Source organism: Paenibacillus polymyxa, from assembly GCF_015710975.1.
GTDB classification, from domain to species: domain Bacteria; phylum Bacillota; class Bacilli; order Paenibacillales; family Paenibacillaceae; genus Paenibacillus; species Paenibacillus polymyxa.
Genome location: NZ_CP049783.1, coordinates 3,132,114 through 3,151,918, shown reverse-complemented (window position 1 = coordinate 3,151,918; position 19,805 = coordinate 3,132,114). Strand labels below are relative to the sequence as shown.

General features: G+C 48.2%; 21 protein-coding genes. 7 read left to right on the top strand and 14 right to left on the bottom strand.

Annotated elements, in window-relative coordinates; translation table 11 throughout:
- Window positions 1–55: 55 nt before the first annotated feature.
- From G7035_RS14180 to G7035_RS14170, 3 genes are all read right to left on the bottom strand, one after another.
- Window positions 56–688, bottom strand: a complete 633-nt coding sequence (locus tag G7035_RS14180) for an XTP/dITP diphosphatase (RefSeq protein WP_013372746.1) — start codon at window positions 686–688, stop codon at window positions 56–58.
- Entirely contained in the window at window positions 688–1,449 is a 762-nt protein-coding gene (gene rph, locus G7035_RS14175) for a ribonuclease PH (RefSeq protein WP_016818533.1), read from the bottom strand. Before rph ends, G7035_RS14180 begins: the two co-directional genes overlap by 1 nt.
- A gap of 93 nt (window positions 1,450–1,542) precedes the next feature.
- Window positions 1,543–2,601, bottom strand: coding sequence for a GerMN domain-containing protein (locus tag G7035_RS14170; protein ID WP_016818532.1), 1,059 nt, complete (start codon window positions 2,599–2,601; stop codon window positions 1,543–1,545).
- Window positions 2,602–2,754: 153 nt separating this feature from the next.
- Here G7035_RS14170 and G7035_RS14165 point away from each other — a divergent pair, with 153 nt between their 5' ends.
- A complete protein-coding gene (locus G7035_RS14165; RefSeq protein WP_019688450.1) occupies window positions 2,755–3,312 on the top strand; it encodes a phosphatidylglycerophosphatase A family protein in 558 nt (185 codons plus the stop codon).
- 75 nt (window positions 3,313–3,387) lie between these two features.
- Window positions 3,388–3,825: a GNAT family N-acetyltransferase gene (locus G7035_RS14160; RefSeq protein WP_019688451.1), complete on the top strand. Its 438-nt coding sequence runs from the start codon at window positions 3,388–3,390 to the stop codon at window positions 3,823–3,825.
- 154 nt (window positions 3,826–3,979) lie between these two features.
- Here G7035_RS14160 and G7035_RS14155 read toward each other — a convergent pair whose 3' ends face one another.
- The 5 genes from G7035_RS14155 to G7035_RS14135 form a co-directional block, all read right to left on the bottom strand.
- The gene (locus tag G7035_RS14155) at window positions 3,980–4,765 is read right to left on the bottom strand and encodes an SDR family NAD(P)-dependent oxidoreductase (protein WP_016818529.1); all 786 of its coding nucleotides are present in this window, start codon (window positions 4,763–4,765) and stop codon (window positions 3,980–3,982) included.
- Window positions 4,766–4,869: 104 nt separating this feature from the next.
- Entirely contained in the window at window positions 4,870–5,508 is a 639-nt protein-coding gene (locus G7035_RS14150) for a TetR/AcrR family transcriptional regulator (RefSeq protein WP_016818528.1), read from the bottom strand.
- Window positions 5,509–5,674: 166 nt separating this feature from the next.
- Window positions 5,675–6,310, bottom strand: a complete 636-nt coding sequence (locus G7035_RS14145) for an NAD(P)-dependent oxidoreductase (protein WP_016818527.1) — start codon at window positions 6,308–6,310, stop codon at window positions 5,675–5,677.
- Window positions 6,311–6,400: 90 nt separating this feature from the next.
- Window positions 6,401–7,411, bottom strand: coding sequence for an MBL fold metallo-hydrolase (locus G7035_RS14140; RefSeq protein ID WP_019688452.1), 1,011 nt, complete (start codon window positions 7,409–7,411; stop codon window positions 6,401–6,403).
- 23 nt (window positions 7,412–7,434) lie between these two features.
- On the bottom strand, window positions 7,435–8,220 hold the full coding sequence (locus tag G7035_RS14135) for a class I SAM-dependent methyltransferase (protein WP_019688453.1): 786 nt from the start codon (window positions 8,218–8,220) through the stop codon (window positions 7,435–7,437).
- Window positions 8,221–8,483: 263 nt separating this feature from the next.
- On the opposite strand from G7035_RS14135, the gene G7035_RS14130 reads away from it, so the two are divergent.
- Entirely contained in the window at window positions 8,484–9,362 is an 879-nt protein-coding gene (locus G7035_RS14130) for a DUF72 domain-containing protein (protein WP_019688454.1), read from the top strand.
- On the opposite strand, the gene G7035_RS14125 is transcribed toward G7035_RS14130, so the two are convergent.
- Genes G7035_RS14125 through G7035_RS14105 form a run of 5 tightly spaced genes read right to left on the bottom strand, consistent with a single transcriptional unit; the run spans window position 9,354 to window position 14,393 of the window.
- A complete protein-coding gene (locus G7035_RS14125; protein WP_019688455.1) occupies window positions 9,354–10,469 on the bottom strand; it encodes a tetratricopeptide repeat-containing glycosyltransferase family 2 protein in 1,116 nt (371 codons plus the stop codon). The genes G7035_RS14130 and G7035_RS14125 overlap by 9 nt on opposite strands.
- Window positions 10,466–11,341, bottom strand: a complete 876-nt coding sequence (locus G7035_RS14120; RefSeq protein WP_019688456.1) for a class I SAM-dependent methyltransferase — start codon at window positions 11,339–11,341, stop codon at window positions 10,466–10,468. Before G7035_RS14120 ends, G7035_RS14125 begins: the two co-directional genes overlap by 4 nt.
- Entirely contained in the window at window positions 11,334–12,683 is a 1,350-nt protein-coding gene (locus tag G7035_RS14115) for a nucleotide sugar dehydrogenase (RefSeq protein ID WP_016818521.1), read from the bottom strand. The genes G7035_RS14120 and G7035_RS14115 overlap by 8 nt, the downstream gene beginning before the upstream one ends.
- Before the next feature lie 2 nt (window positions 12,684–12,685).
- Entirely contained in the window at window positions 12,686–13,666 is a 981-nt protein-coding gene (locus G7035_RS14110; RefSeq protein WP_016818520.1) for a polysaccharide biosynthesis protein, read from the bottom strand.
- A gap of 19 nt (window positions 13,667–13,685) precedes the next feature.
- The gene (locus tag G7035_RS14105) at window positions 13,686–14,393 is read right to left on the bottom strand and encodes a glycosyltransferase family A protein (protein WP_016818519.1); all 708 of its coding nucleotides are present in this window, start codon (window positions 14,391–14,393) and stop codon (window positions 13,686–13,688) included.
- A 215-nt stretch (window positions 14,394–14,608) separates the two neighbouring features.
- Between G7035_RS14105 and G7035_RS14100 the strand changes: the two genes are divergently transcribed.
- Entirely contained in the window at window positions 14,609–15,322 is a 714-nt protein-coding gene (locus G7035_RS14100; RefSeq protein WP_016818518.1) for a GT-D fold domain-containing glycosyltransferase, read from the top strand.
- A gap of 210 nt (window positions 15,323–15,532) precedes the next feature.
- A complete protein-coding gene (locus G7035_RS14095; RefSeq protein ID WP_019688457.1) occupies window positions 15,533–16,660 on the top strand; it encodes an SGNH/GDSL hydrolase family protein in 1,128 nt (375 codons plus the stop codon).
- Between the two features lie 223 nt (window positions 16,661–16,883).
- On the opposite strand, the gene G7035_RS14090 is transcribed toward G7035_RS14095, so the two are convergent.
- Complete coding sequence (locus tag G7035_RS14090; protein WP_019688458.1) at window positions 16,884–17,300, bottom strand: hypothetical protein; 417 nt, start codon at window positions 17,298–17,300, stop codon at window positions 16,884–16,886.
- Window positions 17,301–17,463: 163 nt separating this feature from the next.
- Here G7035_RS14090 and G7035_RS14085 point away from each other — a divergent pair, with 163 nt between their 5' ends.
- Window positions 17,464–19,443 carry a methyl-accepting chemotaxis protein gene (locus G7035_RS14085; protein WP_019688459.1) on the top strand — a complete coding sequence of 660 codons (1,980 nt, stop codon included), beginning with the start codon at window positions 17,464–17,466 and terminating at the stop codon, window positions 19,441–19,443.
- Between the two features lie 57 nt (window positions 19,444–19,500).
- Window positions 19,501–19,677 carry a YjfB family protein gene (locus G7035_RS14080; RefSeq protein ID WP_016818514.1) on the top strand — a complete coding sequence of 59 codons (177 nt, stop codon included), beginning with the start codon at window positions 19,501–19,503 and terminating at the stop codon, window positions 19,675–19,677.
- Window positions 19,678–19,805: the final 128 nt, after the last annotated feature.

The window sequence follows — 19,805 nt, the reverse complement described above, 5'->3', positions numbered from 1 at the left end:
GACGGATAGCCTTTTTTTCGTATATGACAGGTATATTATTCGCCCTGCTACCAAACTATGCCTGCGGATTTCCCAGCTTTGTTGCCAAATTACGCAGGGCTATGCCCCGATGACTGATAGCCTGCTTTTGTTCCAACGTCAGCTCCGCCATTGTCTTTTCAAACTCTGGCAAATAGAACAGCGGATCATACCCAAACCCACCGCTGCCCGCGGTTTCAGTCGTAATCCAGCCCTCCACGGAGCCCGTCGATTCCAACGTCTCCCCAGTCTGTGGATTATACAGAATCAAGGTACAGACAAATTGAGCCGGGCTTAGCAAAGGCTGTCCGGTATCATCACCAAGCTGCTTCGATTCCAGAACGTCGAGTAGCTTGATATTGTTTTCGTGATCGCTGGCACCTTCTCCAGCATAACGAGCCGAATATACGCCCGGCGCACCATCCAGCAAGTCCACGCACAGACCGGAATCATCGGCCAGCACAGGCAATCCGAGCACATCTCCCACCGCTTTGGCTTTTTTTAACGCATTTTCGGCAAAGGTTGTGCCATCCTCAACGACATCAGGAATGTCGGGATAATCGTACATACTTCTGACTTCCTTGCCAAACGGCGCAAAAGCATGTGCAAATTCCCGCACCTTCCCTTTATTCTTCGTAGCGACAATGACAACCGGACCATCCAGTCGCATTAGGCCCCAGCTCCTGTACGTCCAGCACCGATCTTATCGGCAATCGGTCCGAGTACTTCTTTTTGGCGCTCGATCATTTGCAAAATCCCTTGTTCACCCAAGCTAAGCAGCTGATCCAATTCATGACGGTCAAATGGGCTTTCTTCCCCCGTACCTTGCAGCTCGACGTATTTTCCACTGCCAGTCATGACGAGATTCATGTCCACCTTAGCCTTGGAATCCTCTTCATAATTCAGATCCAGCAGCGCCTTGTCACCAACAACCCCTACGCTGACGGAAGCCAGAAAATCCGTAATAGGGAAAACAGGCAACTTGTGCTGGATCGCAATTTTATTTACTGCAATCGCCAACGCTACGAAAGAACCGGTAATGGAGGTTGTACGCGTCCCGCCGTCCGCCTGAATGACGTCACAGTCCAACGTAATCGTCCGTTCACCAAGCGCCTGCAAATTGACAACCGAACGCAACGCTCTTCCGATCAGACGCTGAATTTCCATAGTACGGCCTGTCAGCTTGCCGCGCGCAGCTTCACGCTGATTGCGGCTATGTGTCGCCCGCGGAAGCATGGAATATTCGGCGGTCACCCAGCCTTTTCCTTGACCCTTCATAAAGGGAGGAACGCGCTCTTCCACTGTAGCCGTACAGATGACTTTCGTCTCGCCAACCTCTATAAAAACAGAGCCCTCCGCGTATTTATTTACTCCTGCTGTCAATTTCATCGGGCGCAGCTCATCACCGTTTCGTCCGTTAGATCTACTCATGCTTTTTCCTCCTACGTCGTATGCAACCTGTTCTTATATGTTTATTTTACCAAAGTGTGCAGGCAAAAGCACCCCAATGACGATTCCCTGTCCTTAAAGAGGAATTTCGTTAATGTGCTGCGGCTTGGCTACAGGCTCTCCATAATTTTGATTATTTTGTCCAATCACGCTTTTCTCACCATTCAGTTCAATGCGAATCTTCGTTTTGACCGCATCATCCGAATTGTCCGCTGCTGTCAGTACGACCGATTCCAAAAATTCAGCAGGTACGGCCTCCCCTTTGGCAAACATATCATCCGAGAGTGATACCGTAATGACGTTATCTTTGGAGCGTTCTACCGATTTCAGCGCCGTCTCCCCTGTCATCACTTCCTGCAATCCATCCTTGGTCTGTGGACCTTGAATTAATTGATGTAGAGCGGACTGGACACGATCTTTTTCCGGACTGACCAGTCGTGTTACAGGTACATAATATTGTACTCCAGCAGGCGAAGATGAAGAGAAATATACGGTGACTGGACTGGAATCCAGAGGGGTCACACCATGACCGACCTCCAAATTAATCCCTACTGCGCGCGTGAGCGGATGGTCCAGTGGTGTGCCGCCAACAGGCATTTCGTTCAGCTTTTTACCATCCACCCAAATCTGCACGCTTTTAATATCGGGACGGTCGGTCAAGGTCCAAGTCAAGCTTTCCATTAATTTGCGTTCTTCCTGTGGCTTATAGTTGGCGAAAGATTTGTTAAATTCGACAACAGCCAGCTTGTTATCCTTGTCCACTGTCACACTTTTCACTTCTGTACCCTGAGGCAGTACACCTTTAAATCCTTCTGGTAATAATCCGGCATAAGGCCCGCCCTCAACCAGTGTTTCCAGCGCCGACTTGGCATCTGCCTGTACATCGCCTGAAGCAATCGGTAAAGATACAGGGGCCAGCAAGCCGTTATGATCTTGCAAAAAAACAGCCCTCAACTGCCCGGTAGTGGCAGGTGCTTTTCCGGTTACAGCCTTAATCATGGACTGCTCTGTCGTGGACGGCGGAGGGTCAATGGACGCCGCTTCGTTGCCGAAAAGGCTGCATCCGGACAACAACAGGGGCAGGGATAGCAGCCCGGCTACAGAGGTCATACGCCATGGGTGTTTTATGTTCATAAATGAAGTTCCTCCCTAACAATTTTGTACAGATTGTACTAATATGTATACGAGCCCTGCGTAAAAAATAACTACTTTTTTAGCAGACTGGACACACTGGTCATAATTGCAGTAGAAAATTAGGATCTACACGAGGAGGGTAACTTCAACTTTATGGACAAGAAAAAAGTACCTTACAGCCTGAATAGTAAAAAGGTAGCCGATGCCACCCGTGAGTGGCTGCACAAGCGTGGTGTAAGTATGACTGAAATCGCAGAACTGGTTATGCTTCTACAGAAAAAATATTACCCGAACCTAACGATGGAAGAATGTTTAGAGAATGTGGACAAGGTGTTGATGAAGCGCGAGGTTCAAAATGCCGTGCTTACGGGCATCCAGCTAGATATTCTTGCGGAACAGGGTGCTCTTCTTCCCCCATTGCAGGATATGATTGAGCATGACGAGGGATTATACGGAGTGGATGAAATTCTAGCCTTCTCCATCGTTAATGTGTACGGCAGTATTGGATTTACCAATTACGGTTATGTCGATAAGCTCAAACCGGGTGTGCTGGAACGCCTGAACGATAAAAGCCTTGGACCGATTCATACGTTTCTGGACGATATTGTGGGTGCAATCGCAGCCTCGGCCAGCAGTCGTATCGCCCATCGCAAGCAGGCAGAGCGCGAACAGGAGCTTGGAGAAGAAAGCGCACCGAATACAACACGGTAAACAATGACACGCTAATTGCAAACAATGCGTTGGCGTACAATAGATATATACAAGGGTAAGAGGAGAACTAGAGACATGGCAAGCGTAACTGATGGATATACATTCCGTACGATGCAGGCTGACGATTATGATCAAGCTATTGCACTATGGAATGGCTTAGACGGGTTAGGATTGAGTGAGGCCGACTCACCGGAGCGGATTGCACGATTTTTGCAGCGAAATGAAGGCCTTAGCTTTGTCTGTGAGTACGCTGGAAACATCATAGGCACGATTTTAGCAGGCCATGATAGTCGCAGAGGATTTCTGTATCATCTGGGTGTAGCCACAGAACATCGTGGTCATGGGATTGCGCCCAGACTGGTAGATAAAGCGTTATCCGCTTTACTCAAGGAAGGCATTGATAAATGTCATCTGTTTGTGATGGAGCATAATATAGGAGGTCAACGCTTCTGGTCAGCTAACGGCTGGGAGAAGCGAGATGGGATTTTATTATATTCGCGAGATCTGGGATAGCATCTGAACGCTTGATCTATGTAAATAGGAACGCCGGGCCTGATTTCTTCTAGTTCAATTGAGCTGGAAGCAATCAGACCCGGCGTATAAAATTTCAGCTTATTGAGCGGTAATCCTGATTAAAGTATAGGCTATCTTGATTCTTAAATTGCAATCAATTTTGAGGTCGTAGTGTACGTTCCACAATGTTAAGTGTGGATTGACGAGAGAAAAATCGGGATACTTGGGCTACCCAATAGTTTTGTCGACCCGATATCATATGACTGCGCCCTTTTTCAAATGCTCTCAAGGCATTATTGACGACAGTCTGGGGTGTTTCTCTGGAACCTACAGAGGCTTCACTGGAGCCTACCACATCAAAAAATGAGGTTTCGGTTGCACCTGGACAGAGGGCGAGCACTTTGAGTCCTCGTTTTCGATTTTCGGCCCACAGCGCCTCGCTAAACGAAAGTACGAATGCTTTGGTTGCTCCATATACGGCCATATAGGGATCAGGCTGAAATGCAGCGGTGGATGAAACATTGATGAGTCCCCCATCCCGGTTACGCAACAAATCAGGCATAAATGCATGTGTGATATCGACTAAAGCAGCCACATTGAGCATCACTTCCTCATGCTGTCTTTCTCCTGAAACCTGCTCAAAGTACCCGTAGGTGGCAAAACCGGCGTTGTTAATCAGAAGATCTACCTTGAGTTGTTGATTTTGAACCTCCTGATGCAATGTTTGGGGAGCTCCCGATGAGGATAGATCGAGCGCAATCACCGTAGCTTTTACGTTATATTTAGCGGAGAGTTCTTTCGCCAGTGCTTTTAGCTTTTTTTCATTGCGCGCTACCAAAATGAGATTACATTGCTTAGCCGCGAGCGAATAGGCAAATGCCTCACCAATCCCGGATGAAGCCCCTGTGATGAGTGCTGTTTTGTTTGCATACCTAAACATGATGATGACCTCCATAGTATCGTCGTTTTATTTGAGAAACACTGTTACCACTACTCTATAATGAACTGAAGCCATCACGATGACGACCTCAGTACACTTCATATTTACGCTGGAGATGAAGAGGGTTTACATACATCGAGCGTATTCTTCAGTGTAAATGCATACACCTCTTGGGCCATGTCCACAGTCAAAAAATGACCTGCAAATTGTAGATGTATCACCCCGTGTAAAGCTGACCACAGCATTCGGACAACCAGCAGTGGGTCCTGTTCTTTCAGTGCTCCCTGCTCCATAGCATGTATGACGGTTTGTAAGATTCGCGATAATGCCGTTGTGGTACCCTCCAAGCTCTGTTCATCCGGCTTAAAATCAGATAATGCCCCGCCAAACATCATTTTGTAATAGGCTGAATGAAGCCGCGCAAATTTCCAATATGCCCAGCATAAAGCTTCCAGATCAGCGAGTACGTTTTTCGTAACAGGTACTTGTTCAAAGGTTTCAGCCAATAGCCGGCATCCATCCAGATACATTTCATTGGCAAGACCGTCCTTACTGCCAAAAATACTGTAAATGATCTTGGTGGAACAGCTTAATTTCTGTGCAACTCGCCGTACAGTCACTGCCTCAGGCCCTTCTTCTGCAAGAAGGATGCATGCCGCATCAATCACATTTTTACGGAGCAATTGTTGCTGCTGTAGCTTCACCTCAGAATAGGTTTTATAAGGTTGCGATGGCTCAGACATCGTTCAATGCACTTCCTTTATTCATCTCAGAAACACTGTTTCCTTATAGAATCATAGTATTCCATCCCTAAATGTTTGTCAAATAAAAAAGAGCGCAACATAAGTAGATACACTTACTGCGCTCTGGTTGGATGTTAAAAATGAAGCTATGTTTTGCGTTCCACGATCAATAGGCAATGCCCACCCTTGTGCGGATAAAATCGCAACTTGTCCATTGACGATAGGTAAAATCAGCTGTATCCGCAGTGGAAATTTGTGAGCCGTCTTCAGGCAGAAAATCTTTTTCCACGCGATATACACCTGTACGTCCGCCATCTGGCAAATAGGTTGGACATACGACTGTCCAATCTAGTGCCGATTCACGCAGCAATTCGTACACTCGCCGATGCTCCTCGGCCGCGCGGGTGCTGCGTCGCCGGGTATCGGAGGACTCGTACCGATACAGACTCGGTTCGGTCCGGCTTTGCAAAATCCCTGCCGTTCCTACCGTTATGAGTCGGTGAATGGACTGCTCCTGCATCAGCCGGATCAGCAGACCTGCACTAACGGATAAGGTGGTGGTTCCATCTGTATTCAGCGCACTGATCACAACTGTTGGCCCGCCTTTCAGCGCTTGTGCTACGTCCTCCGCGTTGGTGGCATTACCTTGTACAATTTGCAGCTGTGTCCCGTATTGGGATGCGAAATCCTCCAACTTGTCCGGTGAACGAACTAGGACGGTTACGGTATGACCATCCGCTAACGCATATTCTAATATAAAACGGCCCACACGTCCGGTAGCTCCCAGCAGCAGCAAATTCATAAAAGCCTCTTCCCCGGCATACATGCCGTTCATGTTGTTCTGTCATGTTGCATTGTCATATCACTATACTCGCTCGTTAACTCCACGCCATTATTGATAGCAAAGAGGATAAAAGCGAGTGATGGGACTCGTCTCGCTCATAGAGGCTCGTTCACGGCGCACCAGCTCCACCAGGTGGGCCAGTGTCTCAGACATGGCAAACCTTAGCTGGTGAATCCCCAGCTTGTCGCCGAACACGGCAATGCACAGCTCATAAGCTGTGCTGCCTTCCGGTTGAACGAGCTGCAAGAATTTGTCCAGCCGTTCTTCATGATGCGCCAGCAATGCTTGCGTCCGTTCGCGAAAATACCCAAACGGATTGCGATGCCCGGGATATGTCCATGCCACCTCTAGCTCACCTAGGCACTGCAAGCCATCTATATAAGACTTCAGCGGCTGGGCGTCACTGCCCGGCAGCAGGCTGATATTAGGGGAAATCTGCGGCAGCACTGCGTCACCGCACAGAATAACTTCGCTATTCGGCTCATATAAGGACACGTGTCCAGGCGCATGCCCTCCAGTCTCTACGGGCATCCAGCTGCGTCCGCCTAATTCCAGACGAGCGTCTATTCCGGTAGGAATGAAGGTAATCTCAGGCTGCGGATTCACTTGCAAATAAGCCTGCTGCATATGTAATTCCAAGGCTGATACCTGTTCCAAAGGAAAGCCATGCTGGACAAAAAAGCTAGGCAGCCTCTTCTCCATAGCGGTCGTCAATTCTGGAGCGTCCCACATCATCATCGCTTCCTGATGGCTGCGAGCTGACATATGTACGCGAGCCTGACCTTGCTGCTGCATCCACCCCGCCAGTCCATAATGATCGGGGTGATGATGAGTCACCACAATGTCTGAAATATCCTCAAAGGACATTCCCAGCTGTTGGAACACATATGCCCATTCCGCCTCTGTATCCAGATTGCGCGGACCTGGGTCTACAATTGTAAAACCGTGCTGTCCCTTGAGCACATAGCTATTCACCCAGCGCAGCGGAAAGGACATGGATATTTTGACCTGAATGCCTCCATCTATTCGCTCACACGGCGTAAGCTCTGGCAATTTCATGGCTTCCCCTCCGGCCTTCTGTTTCAAGCCCGCACACCGACAAAAATCATTCGGGGCGAAGCATCTTCTATATATTGATCTTCATCATAACTTCCGTGCACCTGCTCTACGGATAGCCCGGCTTGTTCTAGCAATCCACGGAACTTTTCATACGGATATAGCTTTACTCGCTCATAGTACACACGCGCAGGTTGTGCGTCAGCACGAGTGGCATCCAGCTCAGAGGCTGCTTCTGTGGTCGTCACAGATGCGGCTGACCGGATGGCAATTTGCTTTTTCACAAATCCATCTTCAATGACCCGATGCTCCTCAATCCAATTTCCCTCATCCTCCCGGGACGAATGCGGTACCAAATGTGCAGCTACGTAGGAAGGGTTCAAATAATCTATAATAAAACGACCTCCCGGTTTCAACAGCCGATAAATTTCCTTTAATACCTTAAGCTGCTCCTCATCCTTCTCAAAATAACCAAAGGAGGTAAACAAATTGACCACCGCATCAAAGCTTTCATCCAGCGGCACCGCTCTCATATCCCCTTGATGCCAGCTTACCCGCCCTTCGGAATCCGCCGCATGCGCCTCTCTCAGCAATACATTGGACAGGTCCACACCCGTCACCTTATACCCTGCATCGGCGAGCGCAAGCGAATGACGTCCCATCCCGCAGCATAAATCCAATACGCTGGAACCTTGCGGTAATTTGAGCCAGGAGATCATTTTTTGCACTTCCTGATAGGCTCCCTGAAAGTCGCGATGCTTGTATACCAATAAATAATCTTCCCCAAAGCTTTGCTCGTACCATTCTGCCATATCGTTTCTCCTCCATGAACTCATTTCGCTCTATTACATACTATATTAGCTTTTTCAAACTGGAAACTCAAAAACATTACGAATAAGCATTTTGCAAAAGCACCAAGCTTCCTGACATGAGAGCATGTTACAATAACCGTATTTGAGCTTAAATAATCATAGGAACTTCATACCCACTTCATGTGATTTATCCCATTTTATCATTAAAATGAATCATGGGAATGCCTTTAGAGAGGTTTCATGCAGGAAAGGAGCGGCAAAGTATGATTCAAATTGGACTGACGGGTTGGGGCGATCACGATGACTTGTATCCAACGGGCACTAAAGCTAACCAAAAACTAAGTGTCTATGGAAGCCATTTTCCCGTAATAGAGATGGATAGTTCTTTTTATGCGGTACAGCCTACGGATCGTATGGCACGCTGGCCGACGGAAACTCCAGACTCCTTTTCATTTCTCGTCAAGGCCTATCAAGGCATGACCGGCCATACCCGCGGCAAACAGCCTTACTTCAAAACCATTGATGCGATGTATGAAGCGTTGCATGCATCCATACTGCCTCTTCGCGAAGCGGGCAAGCTCAAAGCTGTGCTGTTTCAGTACCCACCCTGGTTCGACTGTACACGTGAGAATGTCGCCATATTGCGAGACACGAAAAATAGGATGGGAGAGGTCCCATCCGTACTTGAATTCAGACATCAAAGCTGGTTCACACCAGAATTTCGGAAGCAAACGCTAGCATTTATGCGTGAAGAAGGCTGGATACATAGCGTATGCGACGAGCCGCAGGCAGGCCCCGGGTCAGTTCCCATTGTACCGCTGGCTACAGACAGCAACCTGACCATCGTACGTCTCCACGGACGGAACATATCAGGCTGGAATCAAAGCTCGGCACCTAATTGGCGGGAGGTTCGTTATCTGTATCGGTACAATGAACAAGAATTGACCGAATGGAAAGACAGATTGCTGGAACTGGAGCAGCAAAGCCGTGAGGTATGCGTTATATTCAACAACAACTCAGGTGGAGACGCCGCTGCCAATGCCAAGCAACTCATGACCATGCTGGGCATGGAGCCTAGACCTTTTCCACCTCGCAAGCCACCTGAAGCGGATCAAGGACCGGAACAGCTTGAGCTATTTTGACGGCCGGGCTGTGGGTGAAAGTTTGGGCATAGCCTCTCTGAGCTTGCGTTCGTTATCCAGCAAATGCGGGTCATCTGGCAAATAACGTAAAGCGACTTGGTTGTGCTCATATGAAGCTTCCAGCTTACCTACATGGGCGTAGCAATGACTGAGTCGTACATGAGGTAACCAAGAGTAGCATGGCAGTGGGACAGGTCTCATACCAGGAAGGTGATGCTGTTGCTCCAATGCTCTTTCATACCAGTATGCGGCAGTACTCCATTCATTTCTTGTGAAAAACCAGTCCCCGATCATGCAGCACAGGTCTGCTTGCGGTACCCCGTATCGAAAAGAGCGTAACAAACGATCCAGCTGTTGTTCGGGCTTCCCGAGATGGAGATAGCATTCAGCCGCTCGCGCACAAGCAGTAATGCGATCCTCCTGGTAGCCGCTCGGCTCCTCCAGCAGATGGTCGAAGCCCTCTGCGGCCTCGGCATATTCCTTACGGTCAAAGCATTCATTGGCGTGAAAATACAGCAGACGCCCTTCCAGCTTGCCGCTTTCGCTGATCCACCGGGCGAGAATACGCTGGTTACGGAGCGTATGGTCTTGCATTCGGCGATGTGTCACTGCCACATCCGCATGCACGATTTGCCCCTGAGGTATCACCAGATCCTCATGCAGGCGCCCTTCCCAGCGGTATTGTTGATCCCGCTTCACAAGGCGTATACGGCGTGAGGTGAACAACAGTTCACCCTGCTCACCCTCTGCCAAGTGAAGTGGCATCACCACCGCGTCGATATGCTTAGACAATCGCTGCTTTAAGGAACGCAGACGTTCACGATCGGGTTCCAATAGCACATCATCCGCATCCAGCCACATGATATAGGAACACGTTGCCTTGTCAAACGATTCATTACGAGCGGCGGCAAAATCATCCATCCATTCAAACGTATATATCCGATCCGTATAGCGCGCTGCTATCGTCTTTGTCTGATCCGTCGATCCCGTGTCCACGATGATAATTTCATCCATCAGGTCTGCGACCGAATCCAGACACCGGGCCAGTGTCTGCTCCTCATTTTTTACAATCATACACAAGCTGATGGTCATTAGATGCTCAGTCATGACTTCACGTCATCCCCTTTACCGTTGGCTGATTCTTCCGTTGTTTTTCCGGTAGACTTGCCATCAGTATATGCACCTCTCCTTTCAGTCTGCGTCTTGTCTATCTGTTCGGGACGCATAACCCTCTCCAATGGAAATAGTTGTTGCTCCATATACCGGATTCGCTGTACCGCCTTGTCGAGTGCAGCCTTTCGCTGATTCATTTTGCGAACATGCTGCTGCTCTACCCGTCGAAACTGCTCCTCATCCAGCTTCATCCATTCATTCAGTTGCTCTGTCCCTGGCTTGGCCTCACGCAGCTCTTTCGGCTTCTTGCGACCTGCAAAGCACAAATATTTATGGTGTACCTCCAGCGTTTGTTCTATAAAGTAAGGGTACAGCACACGGGAGAGACTTCCGGCATAGTAAGTCCGTTTGTGATCGTGAAACGGATGATATCCATAAGGTACAGACAGGACGAGCGTCCCCTTTTTATTCAACAGGCGGTAAGCATGAGCCAGCAGAGTGTCGGGATGCGCAAAATGTTCCAAAATCTCTCCTAAAATAATAGTGTCAAATCCGCCGGGAGGACGTTCAAATTGTGAAATGTCCTTTAACTGAAAGTGGACTCGTCTCCTGACGGGTGCAGATTCCTGTCGAAGCTCTTTTTTTGCATACGAAATGCTGCCCTCTTCCAAATCAATGGCCGTTACCTCAAAGCCTTCCCGCGCGAGCAAAATGGACGTGATGCCCTGACTGCATCCAACATCTAGCACGGTACGTCCCTGTACATGGCGGCAAATCCAATGAATTCGATTGCGGGTGGCTTCATGGGATTCCTCCGAATTGATCTGCCCGTAATAACGTTCGTTTACCTGATCACGGTTAGCCAACAGCGGCGCCCCCTCCGTCACCGGGTTGCCCCAAGATCACGACATGTCCACCTGTGCAGTGTGCAGTCGCATTACGTGTGTCGAAGACCAGCGGAGCATGGTCAACCAACTGTTGATAGTTCACCACAGAATGGTCTGTCGTGATGACTACGATATCTGCACTTTCCCACAGCTGGGCATTTGCCGTCCGAGATGGAATTTCTTCACCGTTCAGCTTAAAACTCGATACATACGGGTCGGTGAAGCTAACCGAAGCGCCCATTTTAGTTAGATGCTCGAACAAGACAAGCGCCGGGGATTCGCGAACATCATCAATGTCCTTTTTGTAGGCCACACCTGCCAGAATAATATTGGCCTTGTTTATGGCTTTCCCTTCCTGAGCGAGCATGGATTCGATTCGCTCCGCGATATACAGCGGCATACGCCGATTCATGCGGTCTGCCAGATCTACGAATTCCAGCGGAAAACCATGCTGCTCCGATTTCCACGACAAATATAGCGGATCAACCGGGATACAGTGTCCCCCAATGCCTGGTCCTGGATAGAAAGGCATGTAGCCGAACGGCTTGGTTGCCGCTGCATCCAGTACCTCCCATATATTGATGCCAATTTTCTCACAAGCTGCTGTCAGCTCATTGACCATTCCAATGTTGACACTGCGAAACGTATTCTCAAACAGCTTGGCGGCTTCAGCCACAGTTGTCGAGCTAACCGGAACAATCTGATCCAAAAAAGACCCGTAAAAACCTGCTCCTGCTGCCAGACAATCCGGTGTGCAACCGCCGATCACCTTAGGGGTGTTGCGAATGTTAAAATGGACGCTGCCCGGGTCGACACGTTCCGGTGAAAAGCACACATAAAAATCCTGACCCACTGTCCATCCCCTGCGCTGCTCTATTACTGGCCGAATCAGTTCTTCGGTCGTTCCCGGATAGGTGGTACTTTCCAAAATCAACAGCGTTTGTCTACGCAAATGAGGTATGGCCTGATCAATGGCTGTCTCAATATAGGACGTATCTGGTTGATGTCCGTCCGTTAGCGGCGTAGGCACACAAATCACGACGATATCCGCATGCTCCAGCACCTTGATATCCGTAACTGGATGCAATTGCTGCCCGATCAGACCTTTCAATGCATCATCGCCAATGTCTATGATGTACGACTTTCCTTGAAGTAGCTTGGCTACTTTGACGGGGTCGGAATCCACGCCATATACATCATAACCGGCCTTTGCCATTTCCACTGCCATGGGCAGCCCTACATAACCGAGGCCGATCACTGCCACCTTTACCGTTCCTTTTGTGATTCTTTCCATAAGCTGCAAAATACCCACCTCTTTCATCGTTACTCCATACCTTGCAGTAACTCAGCAATTCCAGCGCGATCCATTAACTCATCGTCCGAGCGATATTGTTCGAAGTTCACCCGCTCCAATCCACCATATTGACTCAACAAACGCTTGTCTGCTTGCTGGGGAAGAATAACAAAATAACGATCATCATAGCGATACGTGTGCGGCACCTCATAGGGCGAAATCAGCACCTCATGTAGCTTTTCCCCACCACGTATACCAATTTCCTTCACTTTTAACTTAGGCTGCCCCGCCTGTTCTTTCATCACTTCTGCCAAATCCGCAATATTGCAACCCTTCATTTTCATGACTAGTATCTCTCCACCAATCGCCGTAACAGAAGCCTTCAGCAGTAAGCCAATCGCCTCTCCGAGCGTGAGGAAGAAACGTGTCATATCTGGGCTCGTCAGCGTTAAATCCTGTCCTTCCGCGATCTGGCGCTTGAACAGAGGCACGACACTTCCACTCGTTCCGAGCACGTTGCCGCCGCGAATACACACAAAGCGAGTACGTTCACTTAAGGCGTTGGCGCGGATCATCAATCTTTCGCCAATCGCCTTCGTCATCCCATATACATTCACCGGGTCTACCGCCTTGTCTGTAGAGACATCAATGACCTTGGCGACTCCCTGCTCTATGCTGGCCCGAATCACATTTTCCGTACCATGTACGTTCGTCTTGAAAGCCTCTTCCGGCTGTTTCTCACACACAGGGACATGTTTTAATGCTGCCAAATGGAACACATAATCTACCCCGCGACAAGCCTCCCGTAATGCCTGAAGGTCCCGAATATCTCCAATCATGAAATTTAGCCGGGGATCAGACTGAAATTGCCGCTCCATGGCAATCTGTGCAAATTCACCGCGTGAGAAAATACGAATTTCTGTCGGCTCCTCCTTCAGCAATTCAGCCGTCAGGCGTTGCCCCCAAGATCCCGTTCCTCCGGTCACCAGCAGTTTTTTTCCTTTGAACAATATAATCTCCTCCTGACGGTTACGAATTGGCAATGCCTGTGCCCAAAAATTCAGCCAGCACCGCGTTCATTTCATTTTCTGAGAGTCGATCCTTTGCCGGCACCTTTTTCACCGATGTATTGGCGGCATGAATGACATTCACATAGTTGCGAAGCGGAATCACCTCATGCGGCAGCTCCGTTACATATCCGTGTGTGCCTTTCCCAGGAATAACGACACGGTAATCATTCAGAAATTCCTCTACTTGATAGCGGAACACATAAAAGGAAGGCGAGTGGTGAAACACAGGTGCCATCTGCCCCTCAACCGCATCCCACAAGTAACCCATTTGATTTACCAGCGCAACCGTATCCGGTTGAAACTTGTAATCATGCAACTGTTGTACAAAGGATTGGTGATACAAATCGTCGGAATCTATTCGAGCAATAAGCAGTTCGTCCGCTCCTTCGATGTACGCATTGATACGACGTTTACTTTCGATGCTCGTACCAAAACGGATGTGCTCAGGAATGGGCTCCCGTTGGGCCAGTTCCTCTTCCACAATGTCGCTGCATCCACCCGCCAGCTTGACGACAGATAAAAAATCCGTATTTGTCTGATTGAGCAGACTACGCAGCGTAAAGGTTCTGAATATATCCAGTCGCTCGCTGATCCACTCACGTGTCAGGCGGTTGGGATTCATCCCATAGTTATTAAAATTAATTTCAATCACAATCTTGCGCTTCATTGATCTTCCTCCCTTTCATCCGTCTTCTCTCAAGTTATGAAGACGCTCCTGAAACGGCACGTACAGATGCAACAACTCTCGCAAAAATAGGTAGAATCGAAAAAGAATAGCCGTTCATACAAAAACCTTTTAACTTTCGACATATGATAGAATACGAAGTTTTTTGCTCTATTTGAAAAGTTGAACAAGCAGGACTGACAGGGAGGAAACAGGATATGACGGATCCAAAGTATCTGGAGATTGACGAGGTATTGAAACGTTTGAAGCTGGCACTCGATCAGCACCATCCCTTCTCACTCATACGTATTGGAGATGGCGAAAATTTGGTATTGGCTCAAGACACCGTCTGGCCGATGGAAAAGGTGTTACAGGAACGCTGGGCGGTCAAAGCCAATCTCGGCCAAAAGGGACTATTTCTGCCCAATACGGAACTACGAGACGCAGTGGCAGAGGCAGTGAACAAAGCCAGCGTCGCAGGCATTTTGCCATATGATGACGAGTCTATTAAGGCACCATCCTATATGAAGCGGGAGCTGACCGATCAGGTCTTTGCTCACTATGCTCTTTCCCCTGCGCTGACTTGCCATGCCTGCCTGAATCGATATTTGGCAGAGACACCCGCATTCTGGAACTTGCTGAAAAATCGACGCATTCTGCTGGTCACCCGGACAGCTGCTGAAGTAAAGCCTGTTCTTGAAGCCGAGCCATATGGGCTGCATATCGCGCACACGCTCGCATTCCATCAATATGAACAGATGCCAGAAACACTCGAATGGATCGCAACCCACAAAGATGACTTTGATATTGCGCTATTCTCTTGTGGTGTCAATGCAGTGGTGTTGGCGCAAAAAACAGCAGAATTAACTGGCAAAGTAGGTATAGACTTCGGCAAAGCGGTTAACATTGTCATGTTCGGCAAAGCGAATTAAAGAATAAAGGTAATAGTCTGAAAAGAATCAACTTCGTTATTGGGGCTCCGTATATCAAAAAAAGCATCAGCAAAATGAAACCTGCTGGTGCTTTTTGCTATCCATTGCTGTTCTAAACTTACTTAAAAATAGATTTGAGATTACCTGTCACTTCTTTTACAATATTACAGAAACTAGCATTCATTCGAGATTATGAGGAGGATGTTGAATATGTCGCATAACAAGAGATTGAAGACATTTCCACTTGCAAAAGCAAAGCATGTAAAGGTTCATGGCCGAACTACGCCAACACTTACACCTCTTACTCTATTTTGGACAGGCAGCGGCATTGAATTAAATATGAAAGGCTCAGAGCTATGGATTGAAATAGAAGCCGATTATCAGGTGTATGAGCCCTGGATCAGTATTGTCATCAATGGTGTCCCGATGAGTCGTCTGATGGTGACCGCTGGTCGGCATTGGATCTGTCTTTTGAGAGGATTGAACTCTGACACGGTCAAAAATGTCCGTCTCGTCAAGGATGCCCAGCCTATGAGCTCGGACCCGCGCTGCTTGTTGCAAATTCATGCCCTAAAGGTTGACGGAGAATTGCTGCCGGTCCCTAATAAGCCCCTCAAAGTAGAGTTTGTCGGGGACAGCATTACTTCGGGAGAAGGAACGATTGGAGCGAAGGAGGAGACCGACTGGGTTCCTATGCTGTTCACGGCTCTACGCAATTATACAGCCATAACAGCCGAGGCACTGAATGCGGATTACCGAGTATTCTCACAAAGCGGATGGGGTGTGCTAACAAGCTGGGATAACAATCCACATGGGAACATACCGGCATATTATGAGCAAATATGCGGTGTGCTCATCGGAGAGAGAAATGAAGCATTAGGAGCATTTGCCGATCATGATTTTACCTCTTGGCAACCGGACGTGGTCGTAGTGAACTTAGGGACTAATGACGGTGGAGCCTTTTATTCTCCAGCATGGACAGACCCAGTAAGTGGGAAAGTGTATAAGCAACGTTTGAATGAGGATGGCACATTTAATGAAGAAGACGTACAAGCTTTTGAAAACGCTACCGAACGCTTTCTTGTCAAGCTTCGGAATTGCAATCCTACTGCCCATATTGTATGGGCCTATGGGATGCTTGGTACTCCGATGATGTCAGCGATCTATCGGGCGGTCGATGCGTACAAGAAAAAAACGAGGGATCGCAGTGTGTCCGTATTCCAACTGCCCAACACGACAGAAGAAACGATAGGATCTCGCAGCCATCCCGGACTCCTCGCCCATACCAAAGCGGCAGACGAGTTGACTCAGTATTTGCAAGAAATTTTAAAGAATTAGCAGCCCGTAAAAGCAAATCAACTCTGTTGTACACACCATGAAGTAATCACAACAACCATATCATTTATGTTCTCGGTGTTGTAAGGAGTACAGACAGCCACAAGCCTGCGGCAAATGTCTACCCCAGGCTGTGGCTGCTAGGCTTAAAGCGCAGCTGCCTAATCATAGGAAAACCATGAACAGGCAGCGAGCTCTGAACCGGAGAATACTTGTCTGATATATTTTACAAAAACGGAGTTGAAGCGATACCCGTGAATACTTCCGGACCATTGCGGACAGTAGTCGAAACACCGGAAATATAAGAAGAATATACCGTTTGTATGGCCCAGGGAGCGGACAGATCCTGTGCATTAAAAGCTTGCGTTTCATTAGATCCTGTCACGCCTAATACCCCCTCGGCGCGGTAGACTACCTCGTTCGGATCATAGTCGGCTCCACGTACGATTTCCACCGTATACGTATCACCAAGCTCACCGATCAAGCCAATCGAACCACTAAAAGTCACAATCGGACTCGGCACAAGAAAGGTTCGCAGCGTAATCATACCGAATCGCTCTGGTACTGGACCCAATTGAATATCGGGACCCTCCCCTGTTTTTGATGAACTGGTGGAGCTTCTCATATCCAGAAAAAAACCCATACCTTATCCCTCCAAGTTGCATGATACTCCATGCTATGCAAGCAATTCTTTGGCGTATTGGACAAATTAGTAATAAATCTATCAATTCAGCTCGAAAAAACCGATAGTAAATACATATGGTATAAGCTTTAGAATGAATATATAGATAGAAAGCAGGGGTTTGATGAAACAACTGAAACGACTGAAAACATTAACACTACGCAAGAAATTGACAGCGGCATTCCTGCTGGTCATGCTTGTTCCTAGTATCATTGTGGGCTCTTTCTCTTATCAGGCAGCATATAACCAGACAGATCGCCAATTACAGGACAGTGCGACATCTAGCGTTACTGCATCTGATCGCGCAGTTACTCAAACGATTCAAGCCAAACTCGCCGATCTCGAATATTACTCCACAACATTGACAGCTAGTGATAACAGTGCTGAAGCAGATGATGCCATTCTAAAAAGATTACAAGTGTATTTGAAAATGCATGCGGAAGTTGTTGATATGTTTGTAGGCACTCCCGAAGGTAAACTCATTATCGGCAAAGCCGTAGGCTCCACAAACGATCCACGGGAGCGTCCGTGGTATAAACAGGCCATGGAGAAACCCGGTCAAACCGTAATCAGCCCTGTCGGGCTCAATACGGCCAAGGTCCCCGTTGTGTATATTTCACGTACACTTCCCGACAACAGCGGTGTTCTCGGTCTTTCTCTGAATTTGAATAATTTAAAAGAAATCACAAAGCTAAGAATCGGACAAAATGGCTATATTGTGATATTTGATAGTACCAAACGTATCGTTACTCACCCGACAGAAGTCAGCGGGAGTACCGAAATGGGAGAAAAAACGCCTCAATTGTTTGACTCCAAGGAGGGTAGCTTCGATTACAATGCCGCTGGTGTAGCTAAACATCTGATTTTCAAAACCAATGAGTTGACAGGCTGGAAAATTGCCGGAACGATGGACAAATCAGAAACCCGTGCCTCCGCCCAACCTATTCTTCTCACGACAATCGTAGTGTTGGTTATTGCAGCCATCATCATTGGTGTGCTCGCAATGTGGCTGATCAACAGTATCCTTAAACCCATCCATAGATTGCGTAATTCTATGGATGCTATCAGCCAAGGTAATCTATCGATTAACGTGGCTACGAACAGCACAGATGAAATTGGCGAGTTATCAAGATATTTCCAACAAATGGTGGATAACCTACGTAACATGATTAGAGAAATTCAAGCAATGACAGGTAATTTGTCAGCATCCTCGCAAGAGCTTGCCGCAGGTGCAGAACAAACGACCCGTGCCATCGAGCATGTGACCATAGCCATTCAAGATGTGGCTGCCGGCAGCGAACGTCAGGTAGACAGTGCTAAAGATAATCAGAAACGAGTTAGCGGCATGTCTGCTGACATTACAGCTATGACCGACACCATGGCAGAAATGACCACTTATTCCGCACAAGCTATTCAGGCGTCGGATGCAGGCAGTGAGCATATCGGCAATAGTGTCATCTCCATCGATGGAATTCGCACTACCGTGGAAGAGCTCGATACGATTGTCAGCGCTTTGAGTGACCGTTCCGGACGAATCGGGACGATTGTCACCGTCATTACGGAAATTGCTAGCCAGACTAATCTGCTCGCACTGAACGCTTCTATTGAAGCAGCGCGAGCTGGGGAGCATGGCAAAGGTTTTGCTGTCGTAGCAACAGAGGTCCGCAAGCTGGCTGAAAACTCAGCTTATTCCGCACAGCAAATTCGTGAACAGATTCAAGGGATACAGAGCGGTGTATCTGAAGCCCTGGTCGCTATGGAATCTGCCAAGGAACGCGTAACGGAAGGTATCAATTCCATTGATCTATCCGGTCGCTCCTTCTCGCGCATCCGTAGAGCAGTAGCCAAATCAGCGAAGCAGCTCGATAACGTGGCCGCTTCTACCGCGGGAGTTGCCAATGGAACGAATGCAGTCGTTAGCAGCATGGAGGAAATTACACGCATCGCTGAAGAAGCAGCATCTCATACAGAGACCGTGTCCGCAGCCGCAGAGGAACAGCTCGCCTCCATGGAAGAGATCGGTTCGTCTGCCGCAGATTTGACCCGTCTGGCAGAGCAGCTTCAAGATTTACTGACACAATTCCAATTGGATGAAACAAAATAACCATTCCTACCGATAAATACAGAGAAAGCGAATTTTCAAAATGAAGGAGGATGGAACATGGATATCGCAGCATTATCCACAGGTATGAGTCAGGCCAGCTTGGCTCAAGCCGTAAGTGTGAAGGTATTGGGTATGGCTAAGGATCAGGCCAGTGAACAAGGACAGGCTTTGGTACAGATGATGGAAAAAAGCGTACAACCGCATCTTGGGGGTCATCTGGACATCCGAGCATAAGTACATCCTATTCATGATGAAAGGCGATTCTACTCAGGTCTGTACAGACCCGGGCAGAATCGTTTTTTTTTCTCCCTATTTTTCGTTCAGCATAAAACGTAGTAAACTAGACATATCGTCCACAACCT

What these genes read in the sequence shown, in the direction of transcription:
- G7035_RS14170 (WP_016818532.1), bottom strand. Translation starts at nt 2,601, where the DNA reads ATGAACATAAAACACCCATGGCGTATGACCTCTGTAGCCGGGCTGCTA.
- G7035_RS14095 (WP_019688457.1), top strand. Translation starts at nt 15,533, where the DNA reads ATGTCGCATAACAAGAGATTGAAGACATTTCCACTTGCAAAAGCAAAG.
- G7035_RS14125 (WP_019688455.1), bottom strand. Translation starts at nt 10,469, where the DNA reads ATGACTGAGCATCTAATGACCATCAGCTTGTGTATGATTGTAAAAAAT.
- G7035_RS14100 (WP_016818518.1), top strand. Translation starts at nt 14,609, where the DNA reads ATGACGGATCCAAAGTATCTGGAGATTGACGAGGTATTGAAACGTTTG.
- rph (WP_016818533.1), bottom strand. Translation starts at nt 1,449, where the DNA reads ATGAGTAGATCTAACGGACGAAACGGTGATGAGCTGCGCCCGATGAAA.
- G7035_RS14135 (WP_019688453.1), bottom strand. Translation starts at nt 8,220, where the DNA reads ATGGCAGAATGGTACGAGCAAAGCTTTGGGGAAGATTATTTATTGGTA.
- G7035_RS14155 (WP_016818529.1), bottom strand. Translation starts at nt 4,765, where the DNA reads ATGTTTAGGTATGCAAACAAAACAGCACTCATCACAGGGGCTTCATCC.
- G7035_RS14115 (WP_016818521.1), bottom strand. Translation starts at nt 12,683, where the DNA reads ATGAAAGAGGTGGGTATTTTGCAGCTTATGGAAAGAATCACAAAAGGA.
- G7035_RS14085 (WP_019688459.1), top strand. Translation starts at nt 17,464, where the DNA reads ATGAAACAACTGAAACGACTGAAAACATTAACACTACGCAAGAAATTG.
- G7035_RS14130 (WP_019688454.1), top strand. Translation starts at nt 8,484, where the DNA reads ATGATTCAAATTGGACTGACGGGTTGGGGCGATCACGATGACTTGTAT.
- G7035_RS14080 (WP_016818514.1), top strand. Translation starts at nt 19,501, where the DNA reads ATGGATATCGCAGCATTATCCACAGGTATGAGTCAGGCCAGCTTGGCT.
- G7035_RS14090 (WP_019688458.1), bottom strand. Translation starts at nt 17,300, where the DNA reads ATGGGTTTTTTTCTGGATATGAGAAGCTCCACCAGTTCATCAAAAACA.
- G7035_RS14145 (WP_016818527.1), bottom strand. Translation starts at nt 6,310, where the DNA reads ATGAATTTGCTGCTGCTGGGAGCTACCGGACGTGTGGGCCGTTTTATA.
- G7035_RS14140 (WP_019688452.1), bottom strand. Translation starts at nt 7,411, where the DNA reads ATGAAATTGCCAGAGCTTACGCCGTGTGAGCGAATAGATGGAGGCATT.
- G7035_RS14150 (WP_016818528.1), bottom strand. Translation starts at nt 5,508, where the DNA reads ATGTCTGAGCCATCGCAACCTTATAAAACCTATTCTGAGGTGAAGCTA.
- G7035_RS14105 (WP_016818519.1), bottom strand. Translation starts at nt 14,393, where the DNA reads ATGAAGCGCAAGATTGTGATTGAAATTAATTTTAATAACTATGGGATG.
- G7035_RS14160 (WP_019688451.1), top strand. Translation starts at nt 3,388, where the DNA reads ATGGCAAGCGTAACTGATGGATATACATTCCGTACGATGCAGGCTGAC.
- G7035_RS14180 (WP_013372746.1), bottom strand. Translation starts at nt 688, where the DNA reads ATGCGACTGGATGGTCCGGTTGTCATTGTCGCTACGAAGAATAAAGGG.
- G7035_RS14165 (WP_019688450.1), top strand. Translation starts at nt 2,755, where the DNA reads ATGGACAAGAAAAAAGTACCTTACAGCCTGAATAGTAAAAAGGTAGCC.